Here is a 23,317-nt window from a genome sequence, read left to right as displayed (position 1 = left end):
CCCCGTGCGTCCGATCAGCGGGTCCGCTTACGGGAAGGACGCGCATGACCGGTCTCATCGTCTTCGTCCTCCTCGTCGCGGTCGCGATGTTCGTCCTCGGATGCATGGACCAGCGGACCGTCTACTGGAAGACCCGCGCCTGGCAGTACCGGAACCCGGAGGCCAACGAGCCGTCCGACGCCGCGCTCGCGACGGGCCGCGCCGGAGCGTTCGCGGGCGCCGTCGCGCTGCTCGTCACCGCGGGCGTCCTGCTGGGCGTCGAGAACGCGCGGACCTACTCGACCGCGCAGGTCAGTTCCGTCGCCCATGCCGCGGCGTCACGGCTGGACGAGGGACCGTCGTCGGGGATCGGCTCGTCGTTCGGCACCATGTCCGACATCTACGACGCAGTGAACGACGAGGGCGGGGGCAACGTGCACATCCGCTCGGCGGGCGGCGACAAGTACGCACTGACGAACCGCAAGGGCAAGAACCCCGTGTGCCTCACGGTCACGGTCGACAACGAACTGGACCTCGGCGGCGGCGAGCCCTGGAGCCACTCGGTCACCACATCCGTGGACGACGGTCCCTGCTGACAGGGCGTTCCGGTCACAGGCCGGCGAGGAAGGCGAGCATGGCGGCGTTGACCTGATCGGCCGCTTCCATCTGGACGAAGTGCCCGGCGCCCTCGATGACGTGGACATTGCGCAGGCCCGGCACCTGAGCCTCCATCTGCTTCAGCGCGCCGGACCCCATCATCTGGAGGACGGGGTCACGCTCCCCCACGAGGAACATCGTGGGGACGGTTACAGGCTCATCCGGACGGTTCTGCTTCTCGTTCCAGACGTGGTCGTAGGCCCGATACCAGTTGAGGCCACCGGTGAAGCCCGTCCGGCGGAACTCCTGGACGTAGTAGGCGAACTCGTCCTCCGACAACCACGGCCACGGCAGGGGCGGGGCTTCGGGGAGCACATCAAGGTATCCGTTGCCTTCACTCGGGTGCTGCCAGATGTCGAGGTACCGGTAGCCGCCGCTGAGCGCCCAGAAGACATTCGCCAGGAAGCGGTCCGGCGCGGCCCCCAGCTCCTCGTCCGCAGGTCCCTCCTTCTGGAAGTAATGCACATGGACGAAGTGCTGTTCGGCCATCCGCGCGTACAGCTCGGTAGGCGGACGCTTCGAGACGGGCATGCGCGGCACGCTCAGCTGCATCAGTGCCTTGACCCGGCCCGGGGCCCATTGCGGCAGGTCCCAGACCAGGGCGGCGCCGAAGTCGTGGCCCGCGAAGACGGCCTCGTCTATGTCCAGGGCGTCCAGGACGCCGACGAGGTCGGCGACGGTGTGCCCCCGGTCGTAAGCCTGCGGTGAAGACGGGCGGCTGCTACGCCCGTATCCCCGCATGTCGAGGGCGATGGCGCGGTACCCCGCAGCGGCCAGTGCCGGAAGCTGCCGCCGCCAGCTGTACCAGAGGCCCGGGAAGCCGTGACACATCACCACCGGCACGCCGTCGCCCTGTTCGACCACATGGAGGGCGGCTTCGCCCGCGTCCAGCATGTGGTGGCGTTCGCGAAAACTCATGCCGTGGCCTCCCTCCGGCAGGACGATCCTGTATCGGACCCGCCTCCCGTAGGAGACGATCCTGAAGCCTCGCGCGTGGACGGTCCGCCGACCTCCCGTTCACCGGGACAGCGGTTGGACGAGCGGCCGTTCCGTCGGCGAAGGTCGGGCCACCATGTCGCAGCCCCCGAGTCCCGACCTCGCCGCGCGCGTCGCCCGGCTGGAGGCCATCGAGGAGATCAAGGCGCTCAAGCACCGCTACCTGCGGGCCTGCGACGCCAAGGACCCCGACGGGTTCCGCGCCTGCTTCATCACCTCGGGCGCCTCGATCGACTACGGGCGGCTGGGCGCGTTCGACGACGCGGAGGGCATGGTCAGGGTCTTCGAGTCGATCGCGCTCCGGAAGGTCGACGGCAGGAACGTCATCCTCGACATGCACCACGCGACGCACCCCGACATCGTCGTGCACGACGAGACGCGCGCGTCGGGCCGCTGGACGCTCAAGTTCCGCCAGGTGAACCTGGAGGACGGCACCGAGTCGGTGAGCACCGGCGAATACGAGGACGAATACGTGGTCGAGGACGGCCGCTGGAAGATGGCCAAATGCCACTTCCACCGGCACTGGACGATCACCCGCCCACTCGGCCCGGACTGCCGCGTCGACCAGGCAACCGACTGAAGACCACGCCCGGCCGACAGCCGCACAGCCCGACCGGCGGGTGCACGGCCCCGCCGGCAGGTGCACGGCCCGGCTAGAGTCGCACCTGACAGGCAGCAGCACGGGCAGGTGAGCGGCGTGTGCCGGTGGGCGCCCGCGAGTGAGCACAGGCTGGTGGGTGACCACGGGCTGGTGGGTGGCACGGACTTGGTGGGGAGCATGGAACCGATCTTCCGGACGGCCGCGGCGGACGACGTCCCGGCGCTCGTCGCGCTCGTGGAGAGCGCCTACCGCGGGGACTCCAGCCGCGCCGGATGGACGACCGAGGCCGAGCTTCTCGACGGGCAGCGCACGGACCCGGACGCCGTCGCGGCCGTGGTGCACGACCCGCAGGCAGTGATGCTGGTGGCCGAGGTGGACGGCGCGCTCATGGCCTGCTGCCAGTTGGAGGACCGCGGCGGGCACGCCTACTTCGGCATGTTCGCCGTCAGCCCGTCCGTGCAGGGCGGCGGGCTCGGCCGCCGGGTCCTCTCCGAGGCCGAGCGGAGGGCGCGCGAGCAGTGGGGCGCGGCCGAGATGCACATGACGGTGATCAGCCTGCGCGAGGACCTGATCGCCTGGTACGTCCGGCGCGGCTACGCCCGGACCGGCAAGACGAGCCCGTTCCCGTACGGCGACGAGCGCTTCGGCCTGCCCAGGCGAGGCGACCTGGAGTTCGAGCTGCTGGTGAAGAAGCTCCGCTGACGCCTACGCGCGCGACCCCGCGCCACCGCGGCCGGAGGCCCGCACGTGCCGTTCGAGCCGTTCCGCGGCGTACGCCGGGCCCGGCGCGGCGCGGAGGCGTCCGGCCAGTGCGGTCGCGGCCGCCCGGTACGACGGGTCCTCGATCAGCGCGTGGACGGCCGCCGCGATCTCTTCCGGCCGGGCGCTCTCCCCGTCCAGCGCGATCCCGGCGCCCAGCTCGGCCGTGCGCCCTGCCAGGGCGGGCTGGTCGGCGGCCGGATTCGGAAGTGCGACGATCGGCACGCCGTGGGCGAGCGCGGCGGTGACGGTCCCGTGGCCGGCGTGCGTCACGACCGCGGCCGCGTGCGGCAGCACCTCGGTGTGCGGCACCCACGGCAGGACGACGGCGTCACCCGGCACCCGCAGCCCGGCGACGTCCGTCATGGCGCTGGTGACGAGGACGCGATGGCGCCCGTCGGCGAGTGCGTCGAGGGTGCGCTGGATGCGCGAGGTCTGGTCCCACGCCGGGCCGGTCGAGAAACCGGCCACCACCAGCGGCCGGGCGTCGTCCGCGGGCCAGGGAAGGCGCAGGTCGGACGGCGGCTGCTCGTCAGGGACCGGTCCGATGAAGTCGAACGACGGCGGCGCCTCGTCGGCGGAGGGGTCCAGGTCGCGGATGGTGGTGCACAGCGGGAGGAACGGCGCCCAGGCGTCCCACAACCTGCCGATCGGCGGCTGCCCGACTTGGCCGCGCACGGCGTTCACCGCGGGCAGGAGCATCCGGTCCATCGGGCCGCCCGGCGGGCAGAGCGCACCCGGCGCGCTGTGCACCAGGACCGCCGCCGGGGTCCGGAAGCCTCCAGCGCCGCCAGCGCACCGAACATCAGGCAGTCGGCGACCACGCCGTCGTAGGCGCCGTCCGCCAGCAGTTCGGAAACGTCCTCCACATGCGCGGAGCAGGCCCACACGGCGTCGACCAGCGCGGGCAGCCACCCTTCCGGCGGGGGCGCGGCGGGATAGCCGGCGTCGGCGCGTGGAAGGGGCCGGAACGCGAGCCCGGCTTTGCGGAACCGGTGCCGCTGCCAGCGATAGCCCGCGACAGTGACCTCATGGCCCCGTGCCCTCAGGTGACGCGCGAGACCGGTCATCGGTCCCTGGTTCCCGGCCCCGTCCCAGGTGAGCAGCAGCCAGCGCGCCATCGTCACACCCCTCCCAGCAGGGACTCGATCATCAAGGCCATCGTCGCCTCGGCCCCGGTCCGCGACCGCCCCATGTCCCGGCGGAGCAGCTTCCAGGTGTAGACGTCGCAGGCGCAGACGAGCGCGTCGACGACCATCGCCCGCCGCTCCTCGGGCACCGCGTCCAGCCGTGGACCGAGCTGCCTCTCGACGTGCCGCCGGTGCCGGGTCCTGCCGATCTGGACGATGGGCGCCACCGCCGGGTCGGCCTCGTCCGCCAGGTTCCGCACCACCGCGTCCCCGTACTTCTCATAGTGGTCGAACCACGCCGAGACCGAGCCCGGAACGTCCCCCGGCTCGGGCTGGCGCAGCTCGGCGCCGATGCCTTCCAGGACCTTCTCCAGGGCCAGCTCAATGAGTCGCGCGCGGCTGCCGTACGCCCGCAGCACCGTCGGGACGCTCACGCCCGCCTCGGCGGCGACGTCCTCCAGCCGGATGTCGGAACGCAGCCGCGAGCCGAGCAGCCGCACGGCCGCCTCCAGCACCCGCCGCCGCGTCTCATCCGCCGACTGCGCGCGGGCCCGCATGGTGTAGGTCCTTTTCACGATAATCAAGGCTAACACGAAAGTGGCGGGGGCTCCGGATTTCCTCCGCAGCCAAGTTGAGGGTTTACGGTTGCTAGTCAGCGCTTTGGCTGCTGAACCTTCACTGGGAGTTTCAATGACACCCTTGAAGGTGTCGATCACAGGGAGGCAGGCGCATGAAGTTCGTTCTCGAAGTGGACCTGAGTGAGGGCGCCGTCGCCGAAGACGCCGTCGCCGAGCTGGGACGGATCCTGCGCTACTGGGGCGGCAATGTCCGGCACTACGGTTTGAAGCCCGGAGACGGATCCGCCATCTACGACTCGAACTACGCCGAGGTAGGACGCTGGAAGATCACCGAAACACCCGCCTAGCCCCCCGAAACGGTCGCGCCAACACCGCCGCGCGACGGAGCAAGAGCGCGGCAACCCAAGCGCACAGCCAAGCAGGCGCGCAGCGAAGCTCAACGTGGCGAAGCTGGGACGCCGCGAACCGGGCGCGCAGCCAAGGGAACACGGTGACACGCACGCATAGCCAAGCAGGCGCACGGCCAAGCAGGCGCGTAGCGAAGCGGGCCACGGGCGAGTAGGGGCGCGGCCCGTGTTTGCGTGGCGGAACGCCCGGCCGGGAGAGGGGAGCCGGCCGGGCGTTTCGCGGGGGAGCTTTGCGGGGTCGGGTCAGGTGAGGTTCTTCGGGCGGTAGGCCTTGTACTGGCTGCCGCTGGACAGCCCGTACGTGCGGGTGCGGTGGTCGGTGCCGTAGCCGCCGCGCTGCTCGTACGCCCAGTAGGCGGTGTGCTTGCTGCTGGTCCACTTCTCGAAGATGACGACGTGCCGGGTGGTGTTGCTCCCGATCGCGTCGATGATGAGGTCGCCCTTCTTCAGCTGCGACATCGAGATCCGCTTGCTGTAGGTGGACGAGGCCAGGCCGACGGTGTTGGGGCCTGGCTTGGGCAGCCGCAGCGTCATGGACGCGTAGCCGGAGCAGTCGGTGCGGTAGCCGCCGTGGGTCTTCGACTGGCTGTAGGGGACGCGGCTGCTGGTGTGCGGGTGCCAGGTCTTGGCCCGGGCGATCACCTGGTCCCGGGTGACCTTCGGGACGGCCGCCACCGCGACCCTGGCGTCCGCCGCCTGGAGCTGGACGCCCTGCGCCGGCGCCGAGTGCGCGGCAGGGGTGGACACGCCGTACAGGCCGAAGGCGGTTCCGCCGGCCAGCGCCAGCGAGCTGACGCCGAGGAGAACGGTCCGAGGGGAAGGCATTGGCAATCCTCCGTGAAATGTGCGGGAATTGCGCCCCGTCGGGCGCCGAGTTCGGGGGTGTCGATCGACCCGGCACACGATAGGGATCACCTCGTGCCATTCGGCAGGGCCGCTGGAAAGGTTGGGACACCGGGACGCGCGGGACGCTTCCGAACTGCGAGAACGCCGTCCCAGCAAGGGCTCGCGCGAGACAACGAGACAACACGGAATGCACGAGGCAGTCACATGGGGTACTTATTCACGAACCCTGGGTGATCAAGCTTTGGTCCTCTTACCGGCGCAGAGGGAACTGGGCATAATGGCCAGCCCTGCCCGAGGGAGACGAGCAATGAGCCGAAGACGACCGCCGACTCCGCTGCCCGACGGCCTGCCTGAGGCGGCACGCATCCTGCTCACCGAACTGCGCGCTTTGAAAGAGGATTCCGGGCTCGATCTGCGCGCCCTGGAACGCAGGACGCATGCCAGCCGCTCGTCCTGGAGCCGCTGGCTCAGCGGCGAGACGTGGATCCCGGTCGACGCCGTCACCTCGCTCGCGGACCTTTGCGGCGCGGACGCGCGCCGCCTCGCGGTCCTGTGGGAGCTCGCGGACGAGGCTCGGCGCTCGGCCCCGTCCGCGGCGGAGCTGGCGTCTGCTGCCGACCCCCTTGCCGCCGCACCGCCCCCAACTGGACCGAACAACCCAGCACCCCTCCCTGGTGCGGCGCCCGTCCCTGATACTGCGCCAGCCGGTGGTGCCGTGCCCGCCGGTGAAGCTGCGCCCGCCGGTGATGCCTCGCCCGCCCTTGGTTCAGCGCCCGTCGGTGAGGCTGGGCCCGTCGTTGAAGCTGTGCCTGTTGGTGGGGCTGCGGCTGTTGGTGGTTTGGGGGGTACTGACTCCGTGCGGCTCGGGGGGCTGGCGGGGCGGGTGCGGTCGCGGCGGTTGCTTTTTCTTGGGGCCGTTGCCGGGTGCGCGCTCGTCGCCGGGAGCGCCGGGGTGGCCCTGGGCGCGGCGTTGAAGACGCCGCCGGTGGCCGGGGACGCGGGTGCGCGGCCGTCCGAGCCGGCACGGCGGCCCGTCAAGGTGATCAGCCGCCGTGAGGTCCTGGCCCGGACGAGGTCGTGGCATCCGCACAGCGCCCGGCGGGTGCCGTACGACCAGAACGCCGGTTACCGCGGCTACCGGACCGACGGCTCCGGGTATGCGTCCATGGCGCTCGGGCTGCCGAAGCCCGGCCCCAACTCGGCGCTCCTCGAAGCGTCCTACTGCCGGCGGATCCCGATGGCGTCGCTGCTTCCCGGCGACCTCGTCATCAAGGCGAGCGGCGGCGCCGACGTGCGCGAGGTTCTGGTCTTCGACCGGTGGACGGGGCCCGCCCGCCGCGGCTACTGGGCCTACCAGCAGCGCCGCGGCTACGGCACCGACCACCTGGTCCGCAGCGACGGCCTCGCATCCGGCGCCGACCACCACGGCTGCCGCCCCTACAACGTGCAGGACGACCCGGTCGGTTGAGCGAGCGTCCGGGCGACGGGGTCAGGAGCGGGCCGGGACCAGGCGGAAGGCCACGAAGGCGGGAGACTGCTCCAGCTTGGCGTGGTCTTCGGGGTAGCGGTCGGCCATCTCGGGGTCGGGACGCGGCTCCAGGAGCTCTTCGATGAGGAATCCGGCCGCGCGGAACTCGGCGCAGATCGCCGTCAGGGGGCGTCGCCACGCCCGGATCGGCCAGTCCCGTTCGGGGCTCAGCGATTCCTCCACCGGCTCTTCGAGGAAGTAGGAGCCGCCCAGGCGCAGCCATCCCGCCATCGGATGCTCCGTCGAAAGGACGACCGCTCCGCCCGGGGACAGGATGCGGCGGAACTCCTTCAGCAGCGCGACGCGGTCGTCGAAGTAGTGCAGGGCCAGCGCCAGCACCACCAGATCGACGGAGGCGTCCGGCATCCAGGCCACGGGCGTTGACAGGTCGTGGACGCGCAGGTCGGCGCGGCCCCCGGTGCGTTCCAAGGCCATGTCGACGAACGTGGGGCTCACGTCGCAGCCGACGACGCCCGCGCCGCGGTCCAGCAGTTCTCGCGCGTAGAGGCCGGGACCGCACGCGGCGTCGAAGACGGTGAGGCCGGCCACGTCCCCCGCGAGGCCGAGCACGGCGGGACGGTCGTAGAAGGCGTTGTAGGAGCTGTCCTCGGCATGGGAGGCGTACTCGTGGGCGAAGCGCTCGTACATGCCTCCGATCGTGCCAGAAAGATCAACCAGCTGTGTCAGGAGGACGGCCGGTCTCTGTCAGATCCTTGGAGACCGGGCCGACGCTGGCGCGTTCAGGTGACAGCGGTAGGCGGCGATGTCGTCGAGGAGGCGGCGGGCCTGGATCTCCTTGGCATCCGGACCGGTGCGGGCCATGAGGATGGGCGATGTTGGCCGGGTCCGGCCACGCGGGGTGCAGCCACGCGGGTGCGGACGCGCGGGTGCGGCCACTGCGGGCGCTCGATCATGCGGCACTGCTTCTCCTGTCCCTTGGGACGAGTGCACCCGGCTCAGGTTCTCGTCACGGACGTCTCGTCCGCGGCGTCGTCGGACGGTTCGTGCCGGGCCTCCCGCAGCGCCTCCCGGTGGGCGGCGCGCGACTCCTCGGCGAGCCTGTCGAGTTGCGCGACGTGCTCCTCGTCGCGGGTCAGGTTGTCGCCGGTGGACGGGTCGAACAGGTGCACCCGCGTCGTGTCGATCCACAGCTCCGCCTCGCGCCCCGGCGCGATCGTGCTGGAGGCGTCCAGCGCCACGACGGCCTGGGTCCGCAGCTGGTCGCTGTCGAGCTCCCGTGACAGATCACGCAGCCGGGACGCGAGGTCCTCGGGCGCCTCGTACGGGACGTAGGCGTACAGCTCGTTGCCCAGCCATTCGGTCACGTCCACCCGGACCCGCACGAGGCTGCCGCGGGCCTGCTTGTCCTCGCCGACGAGCGAGGCGTCCTCGAAGTGGTCCGGGCGGATCCCGACGAGCACGACCGACCGGTCGCCGATCGCGGCGGCCTTGCGCGCGTCGCGCAGCTCGAACCGCCCGAGCGGCGTCTCCAGGAACACGCCGTCGCCGGAACGGTCCGTCGTGACGGAGGCGGGCAGGAAGTTCATCGACGGCGACCCGATGAACCCGGCGACGAACAGGTTGACCGGCTCCTCGTACAGCTCGCGCGGGCTCCCGACCTGCTGCAGGACGCCCTTGCGCAGCACCGCGACGCGGTCGCCGAGCGTCATCGCCTCCGTCTGGTCGTGCGTGACGTACACGGTGGTGACGCCGAGGCGCCGCTGGAGCCGGGAGATCTCGGTGCGCATCTGCCCGCGCAGCTTGGCGTCGAGGTTCGACAGCGGCTCGTCGAACAGGAACGCGTCGGCCTGGCGGACGATCGCGCGGCCCATCGCGACCCGCTGCCGCTGCCCGCCGGACAGGTTCGCGGGCTTGCGGTCCAGGTGCTCGGTCAGCTCCAGCAGCTCGGCGGTCTCGTTGACGCGCCGCCGCACCTCGTCGTCGGCGGTCTTCGCGAGGCGGAGCGGGAACGCGATGTTCTCGAACACGCTGAGGTGCGGGTAGAGCGCGTAGTTCTGGAACACCATCGACAGGTTCCGCTGCCGCGGCGCGACCTTGTTGACGACCCGGTCGCCGATGAGCATCTCGCCGGACGTGATGTCCTCCAGCCCGACGATCATCCGCAGCAGCGTGGACTTGCCGCAGCCGGACGGGCCGACCAGGATCATGAACTCGCCGTCCCGCACGTCCAGGGAGACGTCGTTCACGGCCGGGAAACCGTCGCCGTACCGCTTGACGATGTTCTTCATGGTGATGGCGGCCATGTCTGCCTCTCAGCCTTTGACGGCACCGGACGTCAGCCCGGCCACGATGCGGCGCTGGAACGCCAGGACGATGATCACGACGGGGACCGTGACGACGACGGCGGCGGCGCAGATGGCGGTGGTGGGCTGCTCGAAGTAGGACTCGCCGGTGAAGAACGCCAGCGCCGCCGGGACGGGACGGGCCCGGTCGGTGGAGGTCAGCGAGATCCCGAAGACGAAGTCGTTCCAGCAGAAGAAGAAGGTCAGGATCGCGGCGGTGAACACGCCGGGCGCCGCCAGCGGGACGATCACCTTGCGGAACGCCTGCCAGGTGGTCGCCCCGTCCACCTGCGCGGCCTGCTCCATCTCCCACGGGATCTCGCGGAAGAACGCCGACAGGGTCCAGATCGCGAGCGGCAGCGCGAACGAGATGTAGGGGATGATCAGGCCCGGCCAGGTGTCGTACAGGCCGATGGTGCGCCACAGGTCGAACAGCGGCCCGACCAGCGACACCACCGGGAACATCGCGATGGCGAGCGCGAACGACAGGATCAGCCGCTTGCCGGGGAACTCCAGCCGCGCGATGGCGTACGCCACCAGCGTCGCGAACACCACCCCGACGAACGTGGCGATCAGCGAGATGCCGATCGAGTTGATCAGTGCCGAGGTGAACAGGTCGGTTCTGAAGACCGTCTCGTAGTTCTCCCACGTCCAGGTCTTCGGGAAGAAGCCCTGGACGTTGCCGATCTCGCTGGGCTGCTTGAACGACAGCATCACGATCCACACGACCGGGAACGCCGTCCACACCAGGATCAGCAGCGAGGCGGCGATCCACAGCCACTTCGAGCGCGCCGACTCCATCAGCGATCACCTCGCACCTGGGACAGGTCCACGCGGAACCCCTTGATGAACACGGCGGCGATCAGCACCACCGACAGGAACAGCAGCACCCCGACCGCGTTGCCGAGGCCGAGCTCGGTCCGCGTGATGATCTGCTGGTAGGTCAGGAACGACAGCACCTGGGTCTTCTCCTGGCCGGACGTCATGATGAACACGTTGTCGAAGATCCGCCACGCGTCCAGCGTCCGGAACAGCACCGCGACGAGGATCGCGGCCTTCATGTTCGGGATCGTGACCCGTTTCAGGCGCTGCCACGCCGTCGCGCCGTCCACCGTCGCGGCCTCGCCGAGGTCGGCCGGCACCTGCGCCAGCCCGGCGAGCAGCAGCAGCGACACGAACGGCGTCGTCTTCCAGATCTCCGACAGGACGATCACGAACAGCGCCGCCCAGCGGTCGGAGAACCAGGCGAAGTCGCCGAGCCCGAACCAGGAGTTGACGAACCCCGACTGGACGTCGAAGGCGTACTTCCAGGCGAACGCGGAGATGACCGTGACGATCCCGTAGGGCAGCAGGATCGCGGTCCGCACCGTCCGCCGCCCGAAGACGGCCCGGTGCATCACCATCGCGAGCGCGAACCCGATGACCAGCTCCACCCCCACCGTCGCCACGGTGATGATCAGGGTGGTGAGCACCGTCTGCCAGAACAGGGCGTCCGACAGCGCGGTCGCGTAGTTGCCGAGCCCGACGAAGTGCCGGTCCTCCGGTGCGGTGATCCGGTAGCTGAACAGGGACTGGTAGACGGCGTTGACCAGCGGGTACGCGGTGACCAGGAGCATCACCACCACGGCGGGCAGCGAGAGCAGCAGCCCGAGCCTGCGCTCGGCGCGGCCGCGGTCGGAGATCTCCGCGCGGGCGGGGGCGGGGGCGCTGCCGGACCGGCCGAGCTTCGGCGCCGTTTCTGCGGACGTCATCCGGACACCTTCCTTTCCGAGCCTTCCCTCAGAGCAGCGCCTGGTCGCTCAGGACCGCCCGGACGAACTCCGCGGACCGGCGCGGCGTCGTCGCGGGGTTCACCGACGCGGGCGGATGCCAGCGGTGCTGGACGGCGCCGGACAGGTCGGCGTAGTAGGGGGTGGCCGGGCGGGGCGCGGCCGCGGCGATGGAGTCCCGCATCAGCGGGGCCATCGGGAACTCCTCGAGAATGTCGGGATCATCGAAGATCGCCGGCCGGGCGGCGACGTTGCCCTCGTCGAGCATGTACCGCTTCATGTTGGCCGGCGAGGTGATGCACCGGGTCGCCTCGACGGCGAGGGTCTCGTGCTTGCTGTACGCGCCGATCCCGATCTCGATGCCCCCGAAGGGCGGCTTGCTCGGCTGCCGCGGGTCGACCCGCGGGTAGCGGGCCCAGCCGAGGTCGCCGACGATGTTCTTGCCGATGGCGCCCGCGTCGGCGTCGCCCTTCTCGGCCCGCCAGACGTAGCCCCAGTTGAGCAGGAAGCCGCCGCGCGCGCCGTTGATCGTCGCCCGGGACTGCTCCTCGATGTCGGTGGACAGCGTCGGGCTCGCGGCCGAGGACCGGGCGAGCCTCCGGATGATCGACGCGGCCTGTTTCGCGGCCGGCGAGTCGATGTCGATGCGCGCGTCGTCGCCCTTCTCGGCGTCGCTGATGATGCGGCCCCCGGCCGAGGCGATCAGCGCGTTGATCCACACCATGTAGCCCTCGTACCGGTTGCCCTGGACGCCGATCGTGGTGTTCGTCCGGACGGCCGCGTCGAGGAGCTTGTCCCAGGTGAAGTCGGCGGCGTTCGGGTCGATGCCCGCCTTCTCGGCCACCGACTTGCGGTACCACAGCAGCTGCGTGTTGGCCCAGAAGGGCGCCGCGTAGAGCCTGCCCTCCCACATCGAGCTCTGCACCGCGGGGGCGAAGACGCCGTCGGTCAGCGGTGCGGCCTCGCCCTTGGTGAACGGGCGCAGGAAACCGGCGTTGGCGGCCTCGGCGACGAACACCGGGTCCAGGCTCATGAGGTCGAGCCCGGAGTCCTTGGCGGCCAGCCGCCTGATCAGCTGCTCGCGCTGCTGCGTCGCGTCGCTCGGAAGCAGCGACGTCTCGATCCGGTACCGGCCGCCCGCGGCCTGCGTGCAGGACTTCGCGAGAGCCGCCTGGCCGCCGTTGTCGGGGTTGACGTACCAGGTGAGCTTCGGCGTCCCGCCGTCATCGCCGCAGGCCGTCAGCCCGCCGGCCAGCAGTGCCAGCGCCACCGCGCCCCTGAGCCAAGCCGATCGCGCCCGCTCCGCGGGACCGTGCCGCCCGGCCGCCCTCTCCCGGGGCCGGGCCCGTCCCGCCTGGTCGCTCTCCGTTCGATCGGCTCGCTCATCCATGAGGCCTCCCGAAGGTCCCACCGGACTGCGGGCACTTCGCCGGGCCGCACCCTCGGCGGGATTGGTCCCCCATTCGACCACCGGATCGGGTGAGTGTCGAGATCCGGAGAGTAATCGGAAGGCAAAGGATCTTGGTCTCCGCATGGGGTGACCCGGGCCGTTACGTGATCAGAATTCACGACGCGAGAAGGCGCGGAGAGAGCGCGGGCCCCGACCGACCCGCGCTTCCCTCCGCGCCTTCGCCTGATGGGCGGATGTGGCGTGGTGAACGGCTCTAGTAACCGCCGCCCGACCCGTAGCCGCCGCCTCCGCCGCCGCCCCCGTCACCGGTGCCGGATCCCGTGCCGGATCCCGTGCCGACGGCCTTCTTGCCGGTCGGGGTGGTGGCCCACCAGACCCCGCCGACGCCCTGGCCCTTGGTGTCGCCGGGCTGCTTGTCCTGCTCGTAGTAGTACATGGGCCAGCCGTCGATGGTGAGCTGGCACTTGCCGTCGTCCTTGCGCTCGATGAAGTTGACGACCTTCTTCGAGACGCCTTCCAGCTTGAGGTGCTTCCAGCCGTTGAAGACGGCCGGCGGCCACGCCTTCTTGCACGAGCCAAAGCAGTTGGTCGTCGGCGGCTTGTTCTTGTCCTTGTCGTAGCGGTAGAGCGTCATGCCCTTGCCGTCGGTCAGGATGAGGCCGAGTTTCGGATCGCGCTTGGCCTTGACGACCGTCCAGCCCTTCCAGCGGTTGCCGTTCGCCTGCTTGAGCGGGGCCGCCTTCTTGCCGGTCGGGGCCGCGGCGTACCAGGTGCCGCCCACGCCCTGGCCCCTCGTGTCGCCGGGGCTGCGGTCCTTGGCGAACCGGTAGAGCGGCCACCCGCCCAGCGTGACCTGCCACTTGCCGTCCGGCCGCTTCACCTTGCCGACCAGCGACTGCTGGACGCCCTTGACCTCGGTGTTCCCCTGGCCCGCCCACACCGGCGGCCACGCCTTGGCGCACGCGTCCGCGCAGGTCGACGCGGGCGGCCGGGCGGTGTCGTTGTCGAAGCGGTAGAGCGTCATGCCCGTGCCGTCGGTGACGACCCTGCCGAGCTTGGTGACGCTGGCCACCTCCAGGACGGTCGGTTCCGGGGCGGGCGACTCGGACGGCTCGGCCGACGGCTGCGCCTGCGCCTGGGTCCCCGCGGCGTTCTGCTTCCCGCCGGCCTTCTCCTGCCCGCACCCGCTCAGCACCAGGCCCGACGCCGTGAGGGCGGCCGCAGCGGGGATCGCCCAACGTGGGAATTTCATGTCGTGTCCTCCAGGTGGTCCTGGGCCCCGGCTCCGGTTCCAGGTCCCGCACGTCGATCGAGGTGGAGCCGCCGCTCTCCCGGATCGAGGAGGAATACGGTGAACCCCTCGGAGCGGGTTCAACCGCCTGGAACCGGCCGCCCTCGCGCCGAGTCCCATGCTTGTGCCGCATGCCTGCGGCGGCGGACGAGGAAGGCTGCGGTGACCACGGGAAACGACTCAGCGGACGGCCCGGTCGACCTCACGAAGAAACGTCCCCCGGCACCGGCGCCGGCACCGGAGCGGAGTCCGGGGCCGGCGTGGATCGTCGTGCCGGCCCGCGTGGTGGCGCTGATCGTCGTGGTCCCGCTGCGGTTCGGATGGGACCTGGCCGTGCTCGCGGCCCGCGGTGTCCGCGCGGCGTGGAACGTTCTCATGCGGGTGCCGGGCCGCTTCGCCCGGCTCCTCGGCCGGATGCTCCGCGGCGCCTGGAACGCCCTGTACCGATGGCTGCTCGCTCCGGCCGGACGGCTGCTGGCCGCCATCGGACGGGGCATCGCCGCGCTGCTCGACCTCCTGCTCGTCCGGCCGCTGCGCTGGCTCGCCGTCGTCGTGGTCCTCGGCTTCCTGCGGTGGTTCGGGCGCGGGACCGGACGGCTGGCTCGCTGGATCCACCGCGTCCTCATCGCGCCGATCGGCCGTTTCCTGGCCCTGCTCGGACGCGGCCTCGGAGGACTGCTCGCGTTCCTCGTGCTCCGGCCGCTCCGGGTCCTCGGCCGCGGGCTCGCCTGGCTGTTCGGCGTCCTCGGGCGCGGTCTCGGGCTGCTGCTCAAGGGCATCGGCCTGCTGATCGGCGTGCTCGTCGTCCTGCCTGCCGTGCTGCTGTGGCGCTACGTCCTGCGCCCGCCGCTGCTCGGCCTCGCCTGGCTGGCCCGCGCCCTCTGGGCCGGCCTCGCCTGGCTCGGCAGCGGCACGCTCACCCTCCTGGTCGCGCTCGGCGGCGCGCTCGCCGCCGGCTGGCGCGCCTTCGCGGCGGCAGTGGCGTGGTCATGGCGGCTGATCGGCCGCTTCCTGGCCTGGCTGGGACGTGTCCTGATCGTCGTGCCCGCACGGGCGATCTGGCGCTACCTCCTGGCCCCGATCGTCGCCGGGGCCGTGGGGACCTGGCGCCTCGCCGCCCGGATCCTCCGCTGGCTCTGGCGAACGCTCGTCGTCATCCCGCTGCGGGTACTGGTCGTCGCCCCGGCCCGCTGGGTACGGCAGAGCCTCCTACGCCCGATAGGACACGGCGTCCGCTCAACCTGGCGAGTCACCGTACGAGACCCCCTACGCGCGGCACGGCGCACGATGCGAGAAGCAGCCCGCGACGTCCGCCTCACCCTCCGCCGGACCTTCCGCGGAAGGTAGAACGCGCTGGCCCCCAAGGGGACCAGCGCGTTCCGTTCGCTACTCGTCGGTGTCGGTGGTGCGCTGCTCGGTGCGTTCGCGCATCTTGCGGAGCAGGTCCTTCTTCTTCTCGGCCGCCTTGGCGGCGTCGCCGTCGGCTGCCCGCGCCTTGCCGCCGCGCAGTTCTCCGCGCGACAGGTTCTTGCGCTGGCCGCCTACGCCGAGCATGCCGTCGCGGCCTCGGCTCTTGGACATGGTGATCTCCCGTCCGGCTGGGTGTCGTGGTCGGTCGCACCCAGGTCCGGCCGTGCGGGAGCGCGCAGCTCAGACGCGAATCGCGTCCCGGCCGGACCCGGCGGCGGGACGGTCGCGGTAGACGCGCTGGGGAGTGGGCCACCAAGCGGTGGCCTCGGCATTGAGAAGCATGCGGTCAGGGTGGCAGCCGGTTCGGTGGGCCTCAAACGAATTTCTTGTAAGGGCTGCTGGGATACTGGTGAGTGATGTACAGACTTCTTTTCTCACTGGTCATCGCCCGCGTCTCGGCGGAGAGCGTCCACCATCTGACCCTGCGGGCGCTGCGTGCGATCCAGGCGGTGCCCGGTGCGGTGCCGCTGCTGCGGCGGCTGTTCGCGCCGCGCGACCCGGCGCTGGCCGTCCGCGCGTTCGGGCTGGACTTCCCGAGTCCGCTCGGGCTCGCCGCCGGGTTCGACAAGGACGCCGTCGCCTACGCGGCGCTCGGCGCCTTCGGGTTCGGCCACGTCGAGATCGGGACGGTGACCGGGCGCCCGCAGCCCGGCAACCCGCGCCCGCGGCTGTTCCGGCTCGTCCCTGACCGGGCGGTCGTGAACCGGATGGGCTTCAACAACGCGGGCTCCGAGGCCGCCGCGCGGCGGCTCGCCGAGCGGGCGCCGGGAGTGGTCGTCGGCGCCAACATCGGCAAGACCAAGGTCGTCCCGGAGGCCTCGGCCGCCGCCGACTACGTCGCGAGCACCGAGCGGCTCGCCCCGCACGCCGACTACCTCGTCGTCAACGTCAGCTCCCCCAACACGCCGGGCCTGCGGAACCTCCAGGCCGTCGAGCACCTGCGCCCGCTGCTGACGGCCGTGCGCGAGGCCGCCGACCGCTCGTCCGCCCGCCGCGTCCCGCTGCTGGTGAAGATCGCACCGGACCTGGCGGACGACGACGTCGACGCCGTCGCCGACCTCGCCCTCGAACTCGGCCTCGACGGCATCATCGCGACCAACACCACCATCGGCCGCGACGCCCTGCTCAGCCCGCCCGCGCTGGTCAAGGAGACCGGCGGGCTGTCGGGCGCGCCGCTGCGCGAGCGGTCGGTCGAGGTTCTGCGCCGGCTGCGGTCCCGCACGGGCGGGCGGCTCGTGCTGATCTCCGTCGGCGGGGTCGAGACGGCCGACGACGTGTGGGAACGCGTCCGGGCGGGCGCGACCCTCGTCCAGGGGTACACCGGGATGATCTACGGCGGTCCGCTCTGGGCGCACCGCGTCAACCGCGACCTGTCGCGCCGCCTGCGCGGCAGCGCCTTCCGCACTCTGGACGAGGCCCGCGGCTGACCCGGGGCGTTCCCCCGGGTTAGACGAAGAAGCCGTCCGCGATCAGCTCCGGCAGGACGGCGGCGGCGTGCGCGCGGACCTCGCCGGGGTCGATGCCCGTGAGTTGGGCGATGGCGTCCAGGAGCGGATCGAGGGGCAGGGTGCCGTCGCAGACCCCCGCGAGGGCCGCCTCGACCGTTCCGACGCCGGCGGCGCGGCGGAGCCGGCCGGCCTGCCGCAGGACGATCCGCTCCGGGTCCTCGGCACCGGGCGGGCCGATCTGTTCCTGGACGAGACCGGGCGCCGCCGCGAGCAGTCGTCCACAGGCTGTGGAAAACTCTTCCGCTTTCACGAGGCCGTCGAGAACCTCGTGCGCGTAGGCGCCGGCGGGCTGCTCGACGGCGTGCCGCAGCTCCTCGATCCGGACGGCCGGACGCTCGCTGCGCCGCAACGTGATCCAGCCGAACCCGATGCCGGTGACGTTCCGCCGCTCGAACTCGTCGAGCCACGCCCCGTACCGGGCGCGGTATTCGGGCGTGCCCGCCTCGCAGGAATCCCGCAGCCACAACTCGGCGTACTCCGCCGGATCCTGGACGTCGCGCTGCACGATCCACGCGTCGCAGCCGTCCACCCACGCGCCGACGCGCTCCTCCCAGGGGGTCCCTTCGACATGCAGCCAGTTGGCCAGGAGCTGGCAATATCCGCCGTCGTTCAGGTACCGGGAGGCGTTCTCGACGAGGCGGCGGCAGAAGTCGTCGCCCGCCATCCCGGACTCGCGGTAGGTGAACCGCCGGTCGCCGGGCGGCGCGACGACGAACGGCGGATTCGACACGATCAGGTCGAAGCGGCGACCCTCGACCGGCTCCAGCAGCGACCCGCGCAGCCGTTCGGCGCCCTCCACGCCGGACAGCGCGAAGCTCATCCCGGCCAGCTCCAGCGCCCGCGGATTCACGTCCGTCGCGGTGACGCGCGCGCCCGGCGACCGTCCCGCCACATGCACGGCCTGGACGCCGCATCCCGTGCCCAGATCGAGCACGCTGTCCACAGGCCTGTGGATAACCAGCCGGGCGAGATTGCCGGACGCGCCACCGGTTCCGACCACATGATCGTCCGCCGGGAGGCGCCCGTCCCCGGGCCGCACCTTCAGATCGGACACGGCGTAACCGGCGTGCCCGTCGCCGTCCACCGCCTCCAGCGGCTCGACGCGCAGCAGCGCCCGCACCTGCCCGCCCGACACCTCGGCGAGCCCCGCCGCCACCAGATCGTCCGAGGCGACCGCGCCTTCGGGGACGGGCACCTGGAGCCAGAACAGCCGCGTCAGCGCCTCGACGGGCGAGCCGCCGGCCGTCGCCCGCAGCGCGGGCACGATCTCGTCCCGCGCCAGCGCCCCACCCGCGACCGGGCCGAGCGACTCGCGCACCCCCGCGACGGTGTAACCGGCTCCGAGCAGCAGTTCGCGCACACGACGAAGATCAGGCATCCGCTCATCCTGCCCCCTGCGGGCCGGGCACGCGTCCCGGATCGCCGTCCGGGGATCAGCCCAGGTAGGTCTGGAAGCCCTCGGCCAGGGACTCGGCGATGCGCTGCCGGAAGGACGCGCTGGACAGCTTGTCCGCGTCGCCCTTGTTCTGCATGTTGCCGCACTCGATGAAGACCTTCGGCACGGTCGACATGTTGAGCCCGCCGAGGTCGTCGCGCCGGTCGATGGCCTTCTTGCCGAGGTAGTTGGAGTACGGGATGCCGGTGCCCTCGTGATAGGCGTTCCGCAGCGCCTCGCCCAGCTCGGCGGAGCCGGACACCATCTCGGAGTTCCGGCCGATGGACAGCGGCTCGATGATGTGGAAGCCGTGGCCGGACGCGGACGCCCCGTCGGCGTGGATGGACAGCGCGGCGTCCGCCTTGAGCCGGTTGCCGAGCGCGGCGCGCTCGGTGACGCAGGGACCGACGCTCTCGTCGTCCTTGCGGGTCAGCGAGACCTTCGCCCCCCGGGACTTCAGGATGCCGGCGAGCCTCTTCGACACGTCCCAGGTGAAGGCGTGCTCGGTGTAGCCGGCCCTGGTCTCGGTGCCGGTCGTGTCGCACGCCTTGCTGCCGTTGCCGATCTTCACCTGCCGGTTGATCTCGGACGGGTGGTCGGCGTTGCCGCCGTTGTGCCCGGGGTCGATCACGATGACCTTGCCGTCCAGCGACCGCGGGTCACCCTTGGCGGACGCGGGCGACTTGCCGCCCCCGGCGCCCGGGGACGCCGCCCCGGCCGTCGGCGGCCCGGCCGCCTCGCCGCCGCCGGACGTCCCGGAGGAACCGTTGCACGCGACGAGCGCGCCCAGGCACAGCGCGATACCGGCGACCGCGGGGCCGCCCCGATGAATCCGCACAGGCCGTTTTCCTCCGTGATGACTTCGTTACCGACCCTGACAGTCTGCACACCGGTACGGGTTCGTCAAACGGAGTCGGGAAAATCAGCCTCGCAGCGGGTCCTCCTTGCCCAGCAGGGCGGCGAGGGCGCGCGCCTCGTCGGCGTCCAAGCCGAGGACCACGCGGGGACGCCCCCACGGGTGGTCGATCGAATGGGCCACGTAGCTGGCGACGGACTCCGACACCTGCTCGGCGAGGCCGCGGGCGTGCCGCCACTCCGACCACGCGCGTTCCAATTCGCTCGCCGCGCGCTGCGCGCACGACACCAGTTCCGGATCACGCACGACCTGTTCCCCTCTGGTGAACGGACCCTCTCCCGACCGCCGGCAGGACCGTCCCGGCGGCCTTCCGTGAGGCCGCCCGGGACCGCCCGCCGACGGTGAAGTCCCATTAACCACCTGGCCGCGTGCCCCGTCCCGGGGAATGCGGCAGGTTTGGCCGGCCCCTTACCCGGCGCGCACCGGTTCGACGAACGATCGACCGTCCCCGTACCCCGGCCATAACCGGCCCCAGGCGACGGCGCCGTTTCGATGCACGACGTCGAGAACCCATGACGCCACGTTCGTGGGACGCGTCAGCGGCGAGCCGACAGGACGACGGACCTCGGGAGCACGGCCGCGGCGGCACGGGCGGAGCTGCGCGGGACGCGGCGTCACCGGCCAGGGCGGCGGGCGTCACAACGCGCGGATCAGGGCACGGACCGGGCCGGCGGGAGCGAGGAGAAGGCGGGGGGACGTCCTGCGGCGGCGCACAGGCGGGTCACGGGGAGGGAGCGGGCCCCGTCGTCGAGCGGACCACCAGGTGCGGGACGACCAGCTTCTGCCGCGCGGCGCGGGACGGGTCGCCGATGCGTGCGGTGAGCATCTCGGCGGCCACCCGGCCCATGTCGCGGCGCGGCTGGTCGACGCTGGTCAGCGAGATGTGCCGGATCGCCGCGAGGTGGGTGTTGTCGTAGCCGATGATCGAAAGGTCCGCCGGGACCCGCATGCCGAGCTCGTCGGCGGCCGACAGCGCCCCGGTGGCGACCAGGTCGTTGGGAGCGAAGATCGCGGTCGGCCGGGCGTCGCGGCGCAGCAGCGAGAGCGCGGCCCGGTAGCCGCCGTCCTCGGTGAAGTCGCCGGGCTCGACGACGATCTCGTCGGCCAGGTCGTGCCGCCGCATCGCCTTCTCGTAGCCGGCGCGGCGGTAGCGCGCGGTGGTGGAGCGCGCGCCCTCGATGTGCGCGATCCGGCGGTGGCCGTGCTGGACGAGATGGTCGACGGCGAGGTTCGCACCGAGCTCGTCGTCGTCCACCACGATGTCGACGCCCACCACGTCGCGCTCGCCGACGACCACCACGGGGACGCTGGCGGCCGCCTCCTTGAGCGACTCGGGGACGACGCTGAGCAGGACCAGCCCGTCCACCCGCATCTCCAGGAACGCCTCGACCGCCTCGGCCTCGAACATCGGGTCCCAGCGGCCGCTGCCGACCAGCATCCGCAGCCCCGCGCCGTGCAGGCTCTCCTGGAGCCCGTCCAGGAACTCGGCGAAGAACGGGTTGTGCAGGTCGGCGACGATGGCGCCGATCAGCCGGGTGCGCCCCTCGACCAGGCTGCGCGCCACGGCGTTCGGGCGGTAGCCGAGCTCCCGGGCGGCCTGCAGGACGGCCTGTCTCCGGCGTTCGCTCACATGCGGTGACCCTCGCATGACCAGCGAGACGAGCGATTTGGACACTCCCGCGCGTTCAGCGACATTGCGGATGGTCGGTTTCGGCGCGGGCACCGTCCTGCCCTCGTCGCGCGGTGCGGGAGAGGGCTCGCTGCGCGGCCGAGGCACCGCGCCCTCTCCCTGCAAGTCGTGCGGGGGATTTGCTTCATCTGCTGACATGGCACTCCGTCCAGGGGAACCTGCAGGACCTGCCGCGGCGGCGCCCCGGTGAGGGATTCGGTGCACCGCCCTCCGCTCAGGAGGAGATGCCATGATGCCGCGCCTTCCCCCCATACCGCCGCGACACTGAGTAACGGGCATCCGACAATGGTGGTTCGGGCCTGTGGTGTTCTGGATCACACTCGTGGCGGGGAACCGGCGGCGGGCCCGCCGGCGTCGCGCTCGGTGTGCGCCCCGACGGCGCCCGGCTCGGATACCCTGCCCAGGTGGGAGATCGTGCGATGGCCGGTGCGAAGGCGCGCGGCCGGCCGAGCGGCGGGCGCGGCCGGCGCCGGCTCAGCGTGGACGAACGGCGGGACGAGCTGATCGAGGCGGCGCTGCAGCTTTTCAGCACGCGCTCGCCCGAGGACGTCTCGATCGACGACGTCGCGGCGAAGGCGGGAGCCTCCCGGGCGCTGGTCTACCACTACTTCGGCGGCAAGAACGAGCTGTACATCGCGGCGCTCGGCAGTGCCGCGAAGCAGCTGTCGGTACTGCTGGAACCGCCCACGGAGGGCAGGCCGCTCGAACGGCTGCGGATCTCGCTGAAGCGCTACTTCGACTTCGTGGAGAGCCACGCGGCCGGGTACACGGCGCTGCTGCGCGGCGGGCCGGCCGACCGCTCGGGCGAGGCCGGCGAAATCGTGGACGGGATCCGCCGGCTGCTGCTGGACCGGATCCTGCACTCGCTGGACGTCGACGTGCCGCCGCCGATCCTGCGCATCACGCTGCGCTGCTGGATGGCGACCGTGGAGACCGCCGGCCTGGACTGGCTGGAGAACCGCGACGTGTCCCGCCCCGATCTGGAGCGGCTGCTGGTCGACCAGCTCGTGGTGATCATGCAGGTCTCCGGCAGGCACGACCCGGGCACGGGCGCCCTGTTCGACCGCCTGGCCCACGAAGAGATGAACCATTAGGCCGTGTTTCACAGTCCCGGCCCACTTCGCTCGCCTGGCGGCTGTGTTTCCACAGTTCCGGCCCACTTCGCTCGCCTGGCGGCTCGCTACGTGACCGGTACTGGGCGAACGCGGCATCGCTTCGCGATCTGCCCGGCTCCGCTCGCCTTCGGCCTCGCTCCACCGGCCAGGTCACGCGTTCGCGCGCGTGGCCGGGGCCACTTCGAGACAGGCCCTAGCCGCCCGGAGATGAACCACTAACCGCTCGACCTGCGGTTATCGCGCTGACGTGCGCGGAGTTTCGGACACCCAACTCGCCCGCGTCCACAACCGGACACACCCCCCGGAACCAAACCACGTCCCGCGACGGGCGCGTCCCTCGCACCGGCGCGGCATCCTCAACCGGCGCACCGCTCAGACCAGGTGCGTTCCCGCGACAGACGCGTCGCCCGCAACCTGCGCGTCTCTCAGGAGAGACGTATTGTCCGAAACCTGTGCGATCGCCGGGGCTGGGGCGTTGCTTTGGGAGTGTGCGCTCTGTCCCCGGGGGCGGGTTGGTGCCCGTCCCGGGGACAGCGCGACTTCGGCGTTCGGGACCGACGGTTCTCGGATGACCGTGGTCCCGTGTCGGCCAGGAGACCACTGAGCGGGTCCCCGCACGTATCTCGGGCGCGAGGTCCGATCAAGGACCTCCTGGCCGCCCCCCTCTTGCGCTGTGCGTCCGGAGGGCTCCGCTGGAGCCCTGCCGGTCGGCGTGCCTACTCCGAACGCTGCTGCGGGATTCCCGCGAGCAGCGCCCGCACCTCCGCCTCGCGGTACCGGCGATGCCCGCCGAGCGTGCGGATCGACGTGAGCTTTCCCGCCTTCGCCCAGCGCGTGACGGTCTTGGGGTCGACGCGGAACATCGTCGCCACCTCCGCCGGCGTCAGCAGGGGCTCGGCCTCTGGCGTACGTGCTGACATGTTTGCGG

The 23,317-nt window shown here is 71.5% G+C and carries 25 protein-coding genes and 1 pseudogene; 9 read left to right on the top strand and 17 right to left on the bottom strand.

Going from position 1 to position 23,317, the window contains the following annotated elements:
• Nucleotides 1-44: 44 nt before the first annotated feature.
• A complete protein-coding gene (locus AB0C84_RS02885) occupies nt 45-575 on the top strand; it encodes a hypothetical protein (RefSeq protein ID WP_361060489.1) in 531 nt (176 codons plus the stop codon).
• A 13-nt stretch (nt 576-588) separates the two neighbouring features.
• Here the strand turns inward: AB0C84_RS02885 and AB0C84_RS02880 are convergent, their stop codons facing one another.
• Nucleotides 589-1,554: an alpha/beta hydrolase gene (locus tag AB0C84_RS02880; RefSeq protein ID WP_361060487.1), complete on the bottom strand. Its 966-nt coding sequence runs from the start codon at nt 1,552-1,554 to the stop codon at nt 589-591.
• Nucleotides 1,555-1,708: 154 nt separating this feature from the next.
• Between AB0C84_RS02880 and AB0C84_RS02875 the strand changes: the two genes are divergently transcribed.
• Both AB0C84_RS02875 and AB0C84_RS02870 read left to right on the top strand, forming a co-directional pair.
• On the top strand, nt 1,709-2,212 hold the full coding sequence (locus AB0C84_RS02875; protein ID WP_361060485.1) for a nuclear transport factor 2 family protein: 504 nt from the start codon (nt 1,709-1,711) through the stop codon (nt 2,210-2,212).
• Between the two features lie 198 nt (nt 2,213-2,410).
• Nucleotides 2,411-2,935: a GNAT family N-acetyltransferase gene (locus AB0C84_RS02870; RefSeq protein WP_361060483.1), complete on the top strand. Its 525-nt coding sequence runs from the start codon at nt 2,411-2,413 to the stop codon at nt 2,933-2,935.
• Between the two features lie 3 nt (nt 2,936-2,938).
• Here the strand turns inward: AB0C84_RS02870 and AB0C84_RS02865 are convergent, their stop codons facing one another.
• The 3 genes from AB0C84_RS02865 to AB0C84_RS02855 are packed head-to-tail and all read right to left on the bottom strand — an operon-like array spanning nt 2,939 to nt 4,697.
• Entirely contained in the window at nt 2,939-3,703 is a 765-nt protein-coding gene (locus AB0C84_RS02865; RefSeq protein ID WP_361060481.1) for a nucleotide disphospho-sugar-binding domain-containing protein, read from the bottom strand.
• The gene (locus AB0C84_RS02860; RefSeq protein WP_361060479.1) at nt 3,676-4,113 is read right to left on the bottom strand and encodes a hypothetical protein; all 438 of its coding nucleotides are present in this window, start codon (nt 4,111-4,113) and stop codon (nt 3,676-3,678) included. Before AB0C84_RS02860 ends, AB0C84_RS02865 begins: the two co-directional genes overlap by 28 nt.
• 2 nt (nt 4,114-4,115) lie before the next feature.
• The gene (locus tag AB0C84_RS02855) at nt 4,116-4,697 is read right to left on the bottom strand and encodes a TetR/AcrR family transcriptional regulator (protein WP_361060477.1); all 582 of its coding nucleotides are present in this window, start codon (nt 4,695-4,697) and stop codon (nt 4,116-4,118) included.
• Between the two features lie 155 nt (nt 4,698-4,852).
• Between AB0C84_RS02855 and AB0C84_RS02850 the strand changes: the two genes are divergently transcribed.
• On the top strand, nt 4,853-5,047 hold the full coding sequence (locus AB0C84_RS02850; protein ID WP_361060475.1) for a hypothetical protein: 195 nt from the start codon (nt 4,853-4,855) through the stop codon (nt 5,045-5,047).
• 303 nt (nt 5,048-5,350) lie between these two features.
• Here AB0C84_RS02850 and AB0C84_RS02845 read toward each other — a convergent pair whose 3' ends face one another.
• Nucleotides 5,351-5,932: a hypothetical protein gene (locus AB0C84_RS02845; RefSeq protein WP_339156199.1), complete on the bottom strand. Its 582-nt coding sequence runs from the start codon at nt 5,930-5,932 to the stop codon at nt 5,351-5,353.
• A 208-nt stretch (nt 5,933-6,140) separates the two neighbouring features.
• Between AB0C84_RS02845 and AB0C84_RS02840 the strand changes: the two are divergent.
• Nucleotides 6,141-6,488: pseudogene (locus AB0C84_RS02840) on the top strand (helix-turn-helix domain-containing protein); the annotation flags it as partial.
• A gap of 417 nt (nt 6,489-6,905) precedes the next feature.
• Nucleotides 6,906-7,421, top strand: coding sequence for a hypothetical protein (locus AB0C84_RS02835; protein ID WP_361060827.1), 516 nt, complete (start codon nt 6,906-6,908; stop codon nt 7,419-7,421).
• A 21-nt stretch (nt 7,422-7,442) separates the two neighbouring features.
• Here the strand turns inward: AB0C84_RS02835 and AB0C84_RS02830 are convergent, their stop codons facing one another.
• The 6 genes from AB0C84_RS02830 to AB0C84_RS02805 all read right to left on the bottom strand — a co-directional run bounded on the left by AB0C84_RS02830 (nt 7,443) and on the right by AB0C84_RS02805 (nt 14,216).
• Nucleotides 7,443-8,129: a class I SAM-dependent methyltransferase gene (locus tag AB0C84_RS02830; protein WP_258944329.1), complete on the bottom strand. Its 687-nt coding sequence runs from the start codon at nt 8,127-8,129 to the stop codon at nt 7,443-7,445.
• Nucleotides 8,130-8,437: 308 nt separating this feature from the next.
• The gene (gene ugpC, locus AB0C84_RS02825; protein WP_361060472.1) at nt 8,438-9,745 is read right to left on the bottom strand and encodes a sn-glycerol-3-phosphate ABC transporter ATP-binding protein UgpC; all 1,308 of its coding nucleotides are present in this window, start codon (nt 9,743-9,745) and stop codon (nt 8,438-8,440) included.
• Between the two features lie 9 nt (nt 9,746-9,754).
• Nucleotides 9,755-10,585, bottom strand: a complete 831-nt coding sequence (locus tag AB0C84_RS02820; protein WP_361060470.1) for a carbohydrate ABC transporter permease — start codon at nt 10,583-10,585, stop codon at nt 9,755-9,757.
• Nucleotides 10,585-11,535 (bottom strand): sugar ABC transporter permease, encoded by a 951-nt coding sequence (locus AB0C84_RS02815; RefSeq protein WP_179844814.1) that lies wholly within the window; start codon nt 11,533-11,535, stop codon nt 10,585-10,587. Before AB0C84_RS02815 ends, AB0C84_RS02820 begins: the two co-directional genes overlap by 1 nt.
• 28 nt (nt 11,536-11,563) lie before the next feature.
• Nucleotides 11,564-12,943, bottom strand: a complete 1,380-nt coding sequence (locus AB0C84_RS02810) for an extracellular solute-binding protein (RefSeq protein ID WP_361060468.1) — start codon at nt 12,941-12,943, stop codon at nt 11,564-11,566.
• Between the two features lie 274 nt (nt 12,944-13,217).
• Nucleotides 13,218-14,216, bottom strand: coding sequence for a hypothetical protein (locus AB0C84_RS02805; protein WP_361060466.1), 999 nt, complete (start codon nt 14,214-14,216; stop codon nt 13,218-13,220).
• 201 nt (nt 14,217-14,417) lie between these two features.
• Here AB0C84_RS02805 and AB0C84_RS02800 point away from each other — a divergent pair, with 201 nt between their 5' ends.
• Entirely contained in the window at nt 14,418-15,602 is a 1,185-nt protein-coding gene (locus tag AB0C84_RS02800) for a hypothetical protein (protein ID WP_361060464.1), read from the top strand.
• A 39-nt stretch (nt 15,603-15,641) separates the two neighbouring features.
• Here AB0C84_RS02800 and AB0C84_RS02795 read toward each other — a convergent pair whose 3' ends face one another.
• The gene (locus AB0C84_RS02795) at nt 15,642-15,836 is read right to left on the bottom strand and encodes a DUF6243 family protein (RefSeq protein WP_361060462.1); all 195 of its coding nucleotides are present in this window, start codon (nt 15,834-15,836) and stop codon (nt 15,642-15,644) included.
• Between the two features lie 245 nt (nt 15,837-16,081).
• On the opposite strand from AB0C84_RS02795, the gene AB0C84_RS02790 reads away from it, so the two are divergent.
• Nucleotides 16,082-17,152: a quinone-dependent dihydroorotate dehydrogenase gene (locus AB0C84_RS02790; RefSeq protein WP_258944336.1), complete on the top strand. Its 1,071-nt coding sequence runs from the start codon at nt 16,082-16,084 to the stop codon at nt 17,150-17,152.
• A 19-nt stretch (nt 17,153-17,171) separates the two neighbouring features.
• Here the strand turns inward: AB0C84_RS02790 and AB0C84_RS02785 are convergent, their stop codons facing one another.
• The 4 genes from AB0C84_RS02785 to AB0C84_RS02770 form a co-directional block, all read right to left on the bottom strand.
• Entirely contained in the window at nt 17,172-18,611 is a 1,440-nt protein-coding gene (locus tag AB0C84_RS02785; RefSeq protein ID WP_361060459.1) for a class I SAM-dependent methyltransferase, read from the bottom strand.
• A 55-nt stretch (nt 18,612-18,666) separates the two neighbouring features.
• The gene (locus AB0C84_RS02780; RefSeq protein WP_361060457.1) at nt 18,667-19,506 is read right to left on the bottom strand and encodes an N-acetylmuramoyl-L-alanine amidase; all 840 of its coding nucleotides are present in this window, start codon (nt 19,504-19,506) and stop codon (nt 18,667-18,669) included.
• 84 nt (nt 19,507-19,590) lie between these two features.
• Nucleotides 19,591-19,830: a hypothetical protein gene (locus tag AB0C84_RS02775; protein WP_089315141.1), complete on the bottom strand. Its 240-nt coding sequence runs from the start codon at nt 19,828-19,830 to the stop codon at nt 19,591-19,593.
• Between the two features lie 475 nt (nt 19,831-20,305).
• Nucleotides 20,306-21,307, bottom strand: coding sequence for a LacI family DNA-binding transcriptional regulator (locus AB0C84_RS02770; RefSeq protein WP_361060814.1), 1,002 nt, complete (start codon nt 21,305-21,307; stop codon nt 20,306-20,308).
• A 371-nt stretch (nt 21,308-21,678) separates the two neighbouring features.
• Between AB0C84_RS02770 and AB0C84_RS02765 the strand changes: the two genes are divergently transcribed.
• Nucleotides 21,679-22,368: a TetR/AcrR family transcriptional regulator gene (locus AB0C84_RS02765; protein WP_339156191.1), complete on the top strand. Its 690-nt coding sequence runs from the start codon at nt 21,679-21,681 to the stop codon at nt 22,366-22,368.
• 737 nt (nt 22,369-23,105) lie between these two features.
• Here the strand turns inward: AB0C84_RS02765 and bldC are convergent.
• Complete coding sequence (gene bldC / locus AB0C84_RS02760; RefSeq protein ID WP_012850682.1) at nt 23,106-23,309, bottom strand: developmental transcriptional regulator BldC; 204 nt, start codon at nt 23,307-23,309, stop codon at nt 23,106-23,108.
• Nucleotides 23,310-23,317 lie beyond the last annotated feature (8 nt).

Source organism: Actinomadura sp. NPDC048955, from assembly GCF_040649435.1.
In the GTDB taxonomy this organism is placed as follows: domain Bacteria; phylum Actinomycetota; class Actinomycetes; order Streptosporangiales; family Streptosporangiaceae; genus Spirillospora; species Spirillospora luteofluorescens.
The sequence above is the reverse complement of the archived record's forward strand: the minus strand, read 5'-3'. Positions and strand labels throughout refer to the sequence as shown.